At 59.3% G+C, this 11,338-nt stretch carries 8 protein-coding genes; 1 reads left to right on the top strand and 7 read right to left on the bottom strand.

Annotation, left to right across the window (positions count from 1 at the left end):
* Positions 1–150 precede the first annotated feature (150 nt).
* Both VFQ24_11040 and VFQ24_11035 read right to left on the bottom strand, forming a co-directional pair.
* Positions 151–2,544, bottom strand: a complete 2,394-nt coding sequence (locus tag VFQ24_11040) for an ABC transporter permease (protein HET9178880.1) — start codon at positions 2,542–2,544, stop codon at positions 151–153.
* 231 nt (positions 2,545–2,775) lie between these two features.
* Positions 2,776–3,096, bottom strand: a complete 321-nt coding sequence (locus VFQ24_11035) for a PadR family transcriptional regulator (protein ID HET9178879.1) — start codon at positions 3,094–3,096, stop codon at positions 2,776–2,778.
* A gap of 213 nt (positions 3,097–3,309) precedes the next feature.
* On the opposite strand from VFQ24_11035, the gene VFQ24_11030 reads away from it, so the two are divergent.
* Positions 3,310–5,838, top strand: a complete 2,529-nt coding sequence (locus VFQ24_11030) for a hypothetical protein (GenBank protein HET9178878.1) — start codon at positions 3,310–3,312, stop codon at positions 5,836–5,838.
* A 44-nt stretch (positions 5,839–5,882) separates the two neighbouring features.
* On the opposite strand, the gene VFQ24_11025 is transcribed toward VFQ24_11030, so the two are convergent.
* The 5 genes from VFQ24_11025 to VFQ24_11005 all read right to left on the bottom strand — a co-directional run bounded on the left by VFQ24_11025 (position 5,883) and on the right by VFQ24_11005 (position 11,337).
* Complete coding sequence (locus VFQ24_11025; protein ID HET9178877.1) at positions 5,883–6,599, bottom strand: glutaminyl-peptide cyclotransferase; 717 nt, start codon at positions 6,597–6,599, stop codon at positions 5,883–5,885.
* A gap of 128 nt (positions 6,600–6,727) precedes the next feature.
* The gene (locus VFQ24_11020) at positions 6,728–7,774 is read right to left on the bottom strand and encodes an alcohol dehydrogenase catalytic domain-containing protein (protein ID HET9178876.1); all 1,047 of its coding nucleotides are present in this window, start codon (positions 7,772–7,774) and stop codon (positions 6,728–6,730) included.
* Between the two features lie 22 nt (positions 7,775–7,796).
* Positions 7,797–9,527 (bottom strand): ricin-type beta-trefoil lectin domain protein, encoded by a 1,731-nt coding sequence (locus VFQ24_11015; protein HET9178875.1) that lies wholly within the window; start codon positions 9,525–9,527, stop codon positions 7,797–7,799.
* Positions 9,528–9,667: 140 nt separating this feature from the next.
* Complete coding sequence (locus VFQ24_11010) at positions 9,668–10,678, bottom strand: carbon-nitrogen hydrolase family protein (GenBank protein HET9178874.1); 1,011 nt, start codon at positions 10,676–10,678, stop codon at positions 9,668–9,670.
* A gap of 200 nt (positions 10,679–10,878) precedes the next feature.
* On the bottom strand, positions 10,879–11,337 hold the full coding sequence (locus VFQ24_11005; protein HET9178873.1) for a DUF1569 domain-containing protein: 459 nt from the start codon (positions 11,335–11,337) through the stop codon (positions 10,879–10,881).
* Position 11,338 lies beyond the last annotated feature (1 nt).

Raw genomic sequence — 11,338 nt, 5'->3', positions numbered from 1 at the left:
CAGGCAACCGTCGTCGGCTCGTTCCGGGGTGATTTCATACTTCATCCTTCACAGCTCATAATTTGTCCACCTATTCTCAGCAATCGCCCGTCAGCGTTTTCAATCACAAATCACATTCCGCAGCTCGCAAATGGCGCGGTAAACGCCTCGCTACTCGTAGCGTAAGGCCACCATCGGATCAACTCTGGCCGCCCGGCGCGCCGGGACGAAGCATGCCGCAAGCGCCACACCGATCAGGATGAGCGAGACAGCAATGAACGTCAGCGGGTCGGTCGGTTTGACGCCGTACAGCAAGCTCGCGAGGAACCGCGTGAGCGCAAGAGCCCCGGCAATGCCAATCGCAACGCCAATCAGCGCCAGTTTCAGACCTTGCCCGACCACCATCTTGAGCACGTCGCGTTTCTCCGCGCCCAGGGCCACGCGGATGCCAATCTCATGTGTCCTAAGAATCGCCCAATAGGCAATGACTCCGTGCAGCCCTATAGCTGCCAGCCCTAAAGCCAGCAGGCCGAAGATCACGAGTAGAGTAGAAACCCAGCGGGTCTGCCAGTAGGATTCGTTCACGTGATTAGCCACGGTGTCGAGCGCGTAGATGCGGACACTCTTGGACATTTCCAGCAGCTTCTGCCGAACTACTGGCATCACACCATGCGGATCACCATCGGTCTGAATTACCAGGGTGGCTAAGCCGGTATAGTTTTGAGAAAAGAGGCGATAAAAGTAGGGATGGGGTGCTTCAGACAGTGACACTACTTTGGAATCACGCGTGACCCCTATCACCTCAGCCTTTTCGCGCTTCTTGCAACCAATAAGGATATTGCGGCCGACCGCGTTCTGGTGAGGCCAGAGGCGCTGCGCCAAAGTCTCGTTTACAATGACCACAGCCCGGCTGCCTGAGCCATCAGCAGTTGAAAAGTCCCGGCCGTCCAGCAACGGGATTTTCATTGTTTCTAGATAACCCGTGCCAATCGTACCGTGAGTTACGTCTAACACTGGGTCGTCGCCGCTGGAAACGCAGTCGGAACCCTCATCGAAAACCAGAGGCAAAAAGTGAGTTAGTCCGGCGTTCCGGACTCCTGTAAGATTTCGCAAGTTTTCAACGGCTTCCCTGTAGAATTGTGGTCCCGTTTTGCGAGTGAACTCAGGCGGAGAGATAAAAGTCCAGGCGTAAACACGGTCTTTCACTGCAAACCCGGGATTGACGCCGTGCAGGCCAATAATTGATCGGAGGAAGAGGCCCGCACATACGAGGAGGAGCAGCGAAATCGCGACTTGCCCCACCAGAGCAAGCTGGCGTAACCGAAACTGGCGCTGAGGCGCGGCCTCGCCCTTAAGGGTTGGATAAGCGTCTGTCCGAGTGGAATGCCAGGCTGGTAGCACTCCCAACAAGAGCATCGTCAGCAGGGTTAATAGTAGAGTAAAAATAACAATCCGAATGTCCATTGATAGCCGAAGCGACACGCGGATGGGCATTGCAGGAGTGAGCGAATTCAGAAAACCATCGGTCCATGCGCCCAGGGTCAGTCCCCCCATGCCGCCCATCAGCGCCAACAGAAAAATCTCCGTCATGAGCTGGCGGATAACGCGTATCCTGCTTGCTCCTAAGGCAGCACGAATTGCAAGCTCGCGTTGCCTAGCTGAGCCACGAGCCAGGATCAGGTTGCCGACATTCGCACAGGCAATCAGCAGGACCAGCACGGCAACGGCTGCGAACAATCCTACGATGGGCATAAGCTGATCGCGAGTGCCGATGTCCGATGCACCGCGTGCGATTGTTGCCACAAGCGGCGTTGAACGCACCTCGGAGTTCGGCTCACCAATTTGGGTATCAATTGCCTTCAGGTTGGCAGTTGCCTGCGCCGGGGATACGCCATTTCGCATCCTACCAAAGATCATCACGGTAGCGTTGGTCCGGTCATGTAGGCGTTGCACGATACCAGGAAAGGGCTTTGCCCAAAAACGAAGCGGCACCCAGAGATCCGTCGGCCGAGGCGCGAAAACTCCGGTAAAATTGGGCTGCGTGACACCAACCACGGTGTACCACTCAGAAATCGACCGCACCTGTTTTCCCAGCACCTTGGGATCAGCATGGAAGCGCGTCACCCACGCTCGATAACTGAGGATGGCCTCTGGTTCGTCTTCACCTGTAAACCAATGGCCGAGAAGAAGAGGTGTCCTCATCACGGCCTCGTAATTTGCCGAGACGGCTTCAGCCGTTATGGCGTCGCTCTGGCCGTCAAAATCCAGAGTCGCTTCTGTGGGGAAAGTTGCGGCGAGGGCGGTAAATGCTTGGTTGCGATCTCGATAGTCAATGTAGTCAGGGTATGAGAAGCGAGTCGAGTCGCCACGGTGGATAACCACAATGCGGTCTGCACTTGGAACTGCCAGTGGACGAAGTGCCACGGCATCAAGAAAGCTAAATACTGAAGTATTAACCCCGATGCCGAAGGCCAAAGTGACAATCACAGCGATGCTGAAGCCGGGATTTCGGCGCAACTGGCGGAGGCCGTAGCGTAAGTCCTGAAGCAGAGCCTCAAGCCACATGAGGCCCCAGGCGTCGCGGCTCTTTCCCCGAAGGAGCAGAGGGTTCCCGAATTCGCGCCGGGCGGTGTTGCGAGCCTCTTCCGGCGGCGCTCCCGCTGCAGTGAGGTCATTCGCTTTCATCCGCAAGTGCTCGCGCATCTCTTCTTGAAGATCGCGCTGGTGCCGCCCGCGCTGAAAGAAGAACGCCAGTCGCCGCCATGCCTCGCCCAGCCACTGCATGAAGCTCTCCCTCTATGCCGTCTGAATAATCTGCCTGACCGCATGGACCACGCGATCAAATTCCGAAAGCTCGACTCGAAGTTGGCGTCTGCCCGCAGCCGTCAGCCGGTAATATCGTGCCCGACGGTTGTTTTCCGATGGCCGCCACTCCGCCGCTATCCATCCCTTGATGAGCATTCGCTGCAAAGCGGGATAGAGAGAGCCTTCCTCCACCTCAAGGATTTCATCCGAGAGATGCTTAATTCGCCGCGCGATGCCGTAGCCGTGCATCGGACCCTTTTCGAGGGTCTTGAGAATCATCAGGTAAAGCGTTCCAGGCAGAATCTCGGACATTGAGCAGCACTCCAATAGGTAAACTACGGGAAGTTTGCCATTGCGGGTGAGGGCTGTCAAGGCGATTTGCGTGAAAATTCCAAATTGGATTCTGGCTGATACCCTGATACTCTTCGTCACCGGGGCCGAGAAGCGGAACAAATCTGGATGGAGCATTCCCGCTGGCTATTGTTTTTGACAAGATAAGGAAATGATTGCTGGAGTGAGGTCGACATGAATCGACGGCGTTTCCTGAAAGAAGGCGCACTTTATTCCGGGTTGATTGGAGCGTGGGGCTGGAACGGCGGCGGTCGCGCTGGTCTCTTCGCGCAGAATGGGCGGCAGCCTGCAAAGACCAGCGCAATTGATCTGAAAAACGCCATTGTCGTAACGCCGGAGAGCCTGTCACGGCGCGAGCAGAAAGCCGTGCAGGTGCTCGTTGAAGAGGTCGAGAAGCGGACGGAAATCCGCTGGCCCGTTGTGCACCGGCTGGAGGCGGACGCGCATCCTGCCATCGTGGTCGGTTCCGATCAGGCCTTGGAAAAAGCGGGCGGCGAATTTGCGCGTGGCCTGGTGTCGGGTGGCCCCAAGCCAGCCGGCCCGGACGGTTATCGCCTGCGCACCGCGGAGCGTTCAGGCTCGGTTGTCGTCACCGTTGCGGGCGCCGGGGAGCGCGGGGTGCTGTTTGGTGTTGGAGGCTTGCTGCGCAGCCTGCGGATGACGAAGCGGCAGATCCGGCTGAGCGGTCCGCTCGATATCACAACTTCGCCCAGGTACAAGCTGCGGGGCCACCAATTGGGCTACCGCCCGAAGACCAACGCCTATGACGCCTGGAACGTCCCTATGTGGGAGCAGTACTACCGCGACCTGGCGGTTTTCGGAACCAACACAGTCGAACTCATCCCTCCGCGTTCGGATGATCAGCCCGATAGCCCGCATTTTCCGCTCCCTCCTATGCAGATGATGATTGAGATGTCGCGCCTGGCGGACGAATACGGACTGGACGTCTGGATCTGGTATCCGGCAATGGACAAGGACTATTCGAACCCGGAAACGGTGGAGTTTGCGCTTCGCGAATGGGGCGAGGTGTTCAAGGCCCTGCCGCGCCTTGATGCCGTGATGGTCCCGGGTGGCGATCCGGGCCATACCCAACCGAAATACATGATGGCCCTGCTGGAGAAGCAGGCAGAGAACCTCCGCCGCTATCATCCCCGCGGAGAGATGTGGATGTCACCGCAATCGTTCGACGAAGCCTGGATGAAGGAATTTTTTGAAATCGTCGATCGGCAGCGGGCCTGGCTTTCCGGGGTGGTCTATGGCCCGCAGGTGCGCATCGGCGTCTCCGAGCTGCGCCAAAAGCTGCCGGAACGCTATCCCATCCGGCTGTATCCCGACATTACCCACAGTGTGGAGTGCCAGTTTCCTGTGCCGGACTGGGACCTGGCTTTCGCGCTGACCGAAGGCCGCGAAGTGATCAACCCGCGCCCCACGGATTACGCCGATGTTTTTCATCTTCAGGCGCCGCATTCCATCGGGTTCATTTCCTATTCCGAGGGCTGCAATGACGATGTTAACAAGGTTCTGTGGAGTTCGCTCGGCTGGGACCCCGAAAAACCTGCCATCGAGATCCTGCATGAGTACAGCGCCTACTTCATTTCAGATCGCCTGCGCGAAGGTTTTGCCCGGGGCCTCATGGGACTGCAGGAAAACTGGAGAGGCACGCTGCTGTCCAACGAACGCGTGGACACCACGCTTGAACAATTCCAGGACATGGAATCAAGCGCAACGCCGACGGAACTCGAGAACTGGCGTTTCCAGATGGGCCTTTACCGCGCCTACTACGACGCATTTGTCCGGAAGCGGCTGATTACTGAAACCAGTGCGGAAGAGCAGGCCAGGGCGGTCCTTGGGGAGATTCGTCGCGTGGGCGTATGGCCGAACCCGCTGGATGTCGGAGACAAGACGACTGAACCAACCAGCGGCATCAGCCTACCGGAACTGCTCGATCGGGCGGAAAAATGCCTGAACGAGCCACTCACTGCTTTTGCTGCGCAGGACCTGCGGACGCGCATCCTTGAACTTGGCGAGGCGTTGTTCCAGAGCATTCACATGCAACTTGCGGTCGAGCGATACCAGGCCGAGGCCATCGACCGCGCCGCCAATCTCGATACCCTTGATACTCCCTTGAATGACTCGCCTTGGCTGAAGCAGCAGTTTGCCGCAATCCGCAAGCTCGGTTCATATGGCGCGCAGTACAAGTCAATTCATGAAATCCTCGATCGAGCCGATCCCGGCCCGGGCGGATTTTATGACAACCTCGGCGATCTGTCGCAACAGCCGCACCTGGTGCGCGGCCTCGGGGCGAAACGTGATCCCGAATTCCGGCAATCGGCGCTGGTGGGCCACGGCTACCCCGAATGGTCGCGGGCGCCGGTGCCCACGGCCTGGAAGTGTTGGGCCGAGTCGTTGTTCGATGCGCCACTCCAGTTGCAGTATCAGGGGCTTGACCCCAATGCTCAGTACAAGGTCAGAGTTGTCTATAGCGGTGACGCGCCCAGCCAGAAGATCCGGCTCGATTGCAACGACAAGTATCCCATCCATCCCCTGATGGCGAAGCCCTGGCCGCCAAAGCCATTGGAGTTCGACATTCCGCGCGAGGCAACGGGAACGGGTGCTCTTACACTGATCTGGCATCGAGAAGCCGGACTCGGCTACAATGGCCGCGGCTGCCAGGTGGCAGAAGTCTGGCTCATCAGGAAATAGGAGCCTTACGGCGCTACGCGATTGGGCCTGCAATCGCTGGCCTGCTATCTGCTTCCGCCCTCACGAACCACTTGAATCTCGAAGAGCCTCGGCCACAGCTTCCCAGTCACAAAGAGGCGCTTGCGCGCTGGGTCGTAAGCAATTCCGTTTAGAACCGCGCCCGGCTCTCGCACAAAAATTCCCGGCAGAAGGCCTGAGAGATCGATCCACCCAAGAACGTGGCCAGTTGCTGGCGAAATACGGGCGATTCTGTCTGTCATCCACACGTTGGCATAAATTTCTCCGTGGATGTACTCCAGCTCGTTCAGCTCTTTCACCGGAGCGCCATGATCACTCACGCGAATGCTTCTCGCCTGCGAAAAGGTTCCGGGATTCAGGAAGTGAAGCGTGTCGCTTCCATCGCTGAGGATCAGATGCCTTCCGTCCTGAGTCAGTCCCCATCCTTCCCAGGGATAGCGAAAGCCGCGCAGCAGGCGAAAGCTCGCCCGGTCGTACACAAAACCGACGTGCGATTGCCAGGTCAGTTGAATCAGCGTGCTGCCCCAGTTGGTGAGTCCCTCGCCAAAATACTGCGACGGCAAACTCACCTCCTTCAGCACCCGGCCCGTCTCAAGATCTTCTTTTCGCAGCGTCGACTGCCCATTCAGACCTGTGCTTTCGTAAAGGTAACCATCCACGTAAACCAGGCCTTGCGTAAATGCACCGGAATCGTGCGGGTAAGCGATAGAGGTCGGCCGCTGTTGCGAAATCCGCGAGCGCAAGGCAGAGGAGGATGCTAGTCGCAGTGTGGCGCAACGGCGGGAGAGTCATTCGTTATTTTTTGCGGGAGGTTCGAGATCGCTCTTCTTATTTCTCAAGGCGGGCCGCCCTCACCCAAGGAACCGGTTGCTCAGATTTTGTCCGCCACACGAATCATCGCTTTGATTACGCCATCGCGATAATTGGAAACCATTTCAAAGGCCGCGGCGGTGTCTTGCAGCGGGAAATGATGGGTCATCAGCAGGTCTACGTTGATCCTGCCGCTCGAAAGTAGGTCGATAGCCGGCGCCGTGCAATGGTTCTGCCTGCGGACGTTCTTGATGATCAGCTCTTTTCGTCTCAGGGTGTGCACCGGAAAGCTAACTTCGTCCACTTCGGGGATGCCCACGATCACGAGCGTGCCGCCAGGCTTCAGCAGTTCGACAGCTTGCTTCAGGGTCTCCTGCTCGCCCGCGCATTCAAACACGAAGTCCACGCCTGCGGGTTCGGCCTCGCAGATCGCTTTCACCACGTCCCTCTGCTCCGCGTTGCCGGTCCACACGGCGCCCAGTTCCGCGGCCATTTTCAACCGTTCGCCGATCAAGTCCGTCATGTAAGCCGTGCACTCCGCTGCCGCGCGGCAGGCCAGGAGCACGCTAAGTCCGATGGGGCCCGATCCCAGAATGGCGATTGTCGAGCCCGCTTCCATCTGTGCGAGCCTTTGTGCGTGGATGCCGATCGAAAGCGGTTCGATCATGGCAGCCTGGCCGGCCGTCATGGATTCCGGAATGGGATAGCAGCATTCCTGCGGCAGCACGACGTATTCGGCGAGCGAACCTGCCAACTCGCCCGGCTGGCCCAGGAAGCGCTGATTGCGGCAGGTGTTGGGCCGAGCGGACCGGCACTGGTCGCAGTGGCCGCACGCTACCAGCGGATCGATGGCGACGCGCTGGCCGCGCCGGAGTCCACGCACCTCCGAGCCCGTTTTTTCGACCGTTCCCGCGCACTCGTGGCCCACCACAAACGGGTACTTCACCACGGCTGAGCCGATGCGTCCCGTTTTGTAATAGTGTACGTCGGAGCCGCACACGCCCACTGCGTCAATGCGCAGCAAAACATCGTGCGGGCCGGTCAACCGAGGCTCAGGGACGTCGCGGACTTCGATCTCCCGAAGCCGGGTAAGCAACGCAGCTTTCATGATAGCTTCCCGTTCCCCGCCCTCAGTTCGGCAGCGACCAGATCTGGTTTGCTAGATTGTGTCCGCAGACCTGCATTTCGAGGCTTTGCGGTTTGCTTTCCGGCCCGATCGCGGTGAGGCACTGGAGATCGCCGTTGTTGACCAGGTTTCCTTGCAGCGTGTAACGCCATTGCTGGGCGCTCGCGGGGTTGCACGCCTGCAGCACCGGCTTGCCATCGGCCAATGCCAGGCACTGGTCGCCGGAAGATTGCAGCGCGCCATTCTGGGTCACCGTCCATTTCTCCCCCTCGGCTCCCGAGCAGGGTTCGACGTTTCCCGGCGCGGCCATACAGCGGGCGTATCCCTCGAAATCGCGGCTGCGCCGGCCGGCAGCGACCATCGTGATGGTGCCCGTGCGCGACGGCTTGCCGCACTCGTCAGAAGGATGGGCGCGCCAGATGACGGCGTCATGTGAAGCCACCTCGGCCTCCAGGGACGATGTCGCTTGTTGCTCCTTCGCGCTCCACAGGTCCTTTGCATCCAGTTTGCAGCCGGAATCTGCCGCGAAGCCCAGATCGGCTGGATGCAGTTCAATCTTCACCGCCGCGTCGCCGTGGTTCATCGCCCCGATAGCGTCATCGCCCGAGGAAAGGCGCTTGAACAGGACGTCCATCTGCGGAGTGCGCCGCACCAGCGTTGCCATTTTGCCCAGCGCGTCCTGGTCAATCGCAATCAGGTCCTTGTTGCCGATAATGGCAATCGCTTCCGGGCTGAGTTTGGCGATGTCCGAGCTCAGAACCAGCGGGGCTGACATCATGGACCACAGCGTCATCTGCGTGCGGCTTTCGGGAATGCTCATGCCGATGTCGCCGGCGATGATGAAGTCCGCGTCATTCCAGTTGCCAGGCTTCTGGAAGCGGCCCAGCGGAAGATTGTAGGAGTAATTCCACAGCATGCTCTGGTAGCGCGTAAGCTGCGGGAACCTGCGGCGGAACTGTGCCGGGATCGGCTGCGAGCGATAGTTGGCGATGTCCGAGCCTTCGCGCCACAACTGGCCGTACTTTCCCACCCAACTGAGAACGTCGTACCACTCGGGAGTGCCCTGGAAATAGGCGGGGGCCGATTCGGAGAAAACGATGGGGCGGCCCGCTCTCTGGAGCGCCTCGTGCTGCGCCGCATAGGCCATGTGGTACGCCTCCTCCTCCGTTTCGCCCGGCACTACGTAGACATTGCAGCCGTCCAGCTTCAGATAGTCCACGCCCCACGAGGCGAATAGCTGGGCGTCCTCGAAAAAGTGGGCCAGCCCCCCGCCTTGCGGACGGCCGCTGCCCGCAAACCGGCCGCAGGTTTCAGAGCCGGAATCTTCATAAATGCCGAACTTCAGGCCCATTCCATGGACGGCATCGGCTACGGGCTTCATGCCGTTCGGGAAGCGCTTCGGGTCCACCTGCAGATTGCCGTTCGCGTCGCGGTCGGCCTGCATCCAGCAGTCGTCGATGGTCACCGTGTCATAGCCCAGCGCGGAGAGCCCGGTCGAGACCAGCGCCCGCGCGTTTCCGAGGATCGTATCGGCTGTGAATCCGCATTGGTAATGGGCCCAGTCATTCCAACCCATGGGCGGTGTGGCAGCCAGGGGCTGGTCCTGGGCGGCCCCCGCCGCGGGAGTCGCCGCTCCGCACGCGAAAATGAGAAACAAAAAAAACAAGATGATTGGCTGCAAATGGTCACGGCCCTTCCGGCCGGGATGACTGATGTAGAGAATCCTTCCTAGCAACACGAACACACCTCCTGCTCAACCAGAATGGCCAAGAAAACGGACAGTGAAGAGTACAACCACACGGCTGACCGTTGCAAGCAATTCTCCGCCGCTCGCCTTCAAGGCAGATTTCTTTGTAATGAATCCGGCCGGCAGAACTAATGATTTGCGGTATCGGTCGGGAGTCCTCTCAGGCGCTTATAAGCGGCGGGATAGCGGTTCGGCAGGCCGTACACGGGATTCCAATCTGCACGCGTTTTTCTCAGCGCCGTGAGGTCAAGATCGCCAACCAGGATTCCCGGCTGGTCCGTGAGCTGGCGCACCGTGTTCCCCTCATAATCGATAATGGAGCTGGTGCCTGTGTTGCGAGGCTCGCCGTAATTGGCGCGCACGATGTAGAGCCTGTTCTCGAGCGCAGTCGTCTCAAACAAGTGAATCAGCAGCGGCCGCGAGAAATCTTCAGTGCAGTAAGGGATAAAAACCACTTCCGCTCCGCCCAAGGCGAGTTCCAGTGTCGATTCGGGATGCTGCACGTCATAGCAGATCTCGATGCCCACCTTCACCCGGACGCCGCCGACATCGATGTCCCACACGGGGAAGTCGTCGCCGTGCTGGACTCCGGATGCCACCATCCAGTTCTGCAGGTGGACTTTGCTGTAGGTACCGGCAATCTTCCCTTCAGGATCCATCAGAACGGCGGTATTGAATAATTTCCCATCCCGGTTCTCATCCATGCCAAAAATAATCCAGATGCCGAGTTCCCGGGCCAGCGCCGAAAAGCGGCTGGTGGCGGGACCCGGAATGGGCTCCGCCGCCGCCAGAATTCTCTTCCGCCCAGAAATAAGGTGCGGGTCATTGTCGGGTTCTCCCGGTTGCAGTGATACCCTCGCATAGCCCTGGACGGCAGCTTCCGGTGTCAGGACAATCTTCGCCCCCTCGGCCGCGGCCTGGCGAATCAATTCTTCCGCTTGCGCCAGGTTGTAATCTTTATCAAGCACACGCGCATTCATTTGCACGATGCCGACCCGGATGAGCTGATCGTTCCCGGCCGGCGCAGTCTCCTGGTGTGGCGCTGCGCCCGGCATCCCACCCGGGGATACATGCGCCAGCACCACCGCTGCGGCGAGCCCGGCGGCCAGGAAAACAATCTGTCGCTTGTTCAGTTTCATGGTTTCAACCCTTGCGGTTGCAAGGCGACTGCACGTTCATCGCCTGCCGTCCGACATCCGGCTTCAAAGCCCTCTCCCAAAGGGAGAGCGTGGGCGCGCCAGCGACCGGGTGAGGGGTCCTCCGGTGACTCGGGCATTCAGCAATGACAAACCGCAGCTTTAGAGAACACTCTGCGCTAACTCTCCCATGCCCTTGCCCTTCATGTTCCGAACTGCCTCAGGTGATGGTCGGCGTGCAGATACCCCAGGCGCATCCAATCACCCAGCGGCATGCGGCCAAAGAAGGGATGGGCCGGCCACTCAAAACTCCTGGGCAGTTTGCTGTAGCGGTCAATCAGCTTCTTCAGTTCCTTCTTGTCTTCCTCAAATTCCTTGGGTTGACTGCCCCCGGTTTTGGAGTCCCATTCAGACGGCCCCTGCACGCCGTGCGGCCACGGCATCGGCAACCATAGCGCCGCCCAACGAAACGGAGTCCGCGGAATCCACCAGCTGGCCGGGCGCACTTCGCGCTCACCCATGCACGACCGGAAGGCGTCGCTCAGGTGGCAGATCATCTGGTGCGGCGTCATTTCTCCCCATTTCCGCCGGCTGGTGGTCCGCACGGTCCTCAGCCGGTACAGGATTTCAATCCTGTCGTTTGGATTCGAAAGTGTTTTCATC

Source organism: Terriglobia bacterium (genome assembly GCA_035712365.1).
GTDB lineage: Bacteria > Acidobacteriota > Terriglobia > UBA7540 > UBA7540 > SCRD01.
Note: the sequence above shows the minus strand (reverse complement) of the source record. Positions and strands in the feature narration are given on the sequence as shown.

What these genes read in the sequence shown, in the direction of transcription:
- VFQ24_11040 (HET9178880.1), bottom strand. Translation starts at nt 2,544, where the DNA reads ATGTGGCTTGAGGCTCTGCTTCAGGACTTACGCTACGGCCTCCGCCAG.
- VFQ24_11035 (HET9178879.1), bottom strand. Translation starts at nt 3,096, where the DNA reads ATGTCCGAGATTCTGCCTGGAACGCTTTACCTGATGATTCTCAAGACC.
- VFQ24_11030 (HET9178878.1), top strand. Translation starts at nt 3,310, where the DNA reads ATGAATCGACGGCGTTTCCTGAAAGAAGGCGCACTTTATTCCGGGTTG.
- VFQ24_11020 (HET9178876.1), bottom strand. Translation starts at nt 7,774, where the DNA reads ATGAAAGCTGCGTTGCTTACCCGGCTTCGGGAGATCGAAGTCCGCGAC.
- VFQ24_11010 (HET9178874.1), bottom strand. Translation starts at nt 10,678, where the DNA reads ATGAAACTGAACAAGCGACAGATTGTTTTCCTGGCCGCCGGGCTCGCC.
- VFQ24_11005 (HET9178873.1), bottom strand. Translation starts at nt 11,337, where the DNA reads ATGAAAACACTTTCGAATCCAAACGACAGGATTGAAATCCTGTACCGG.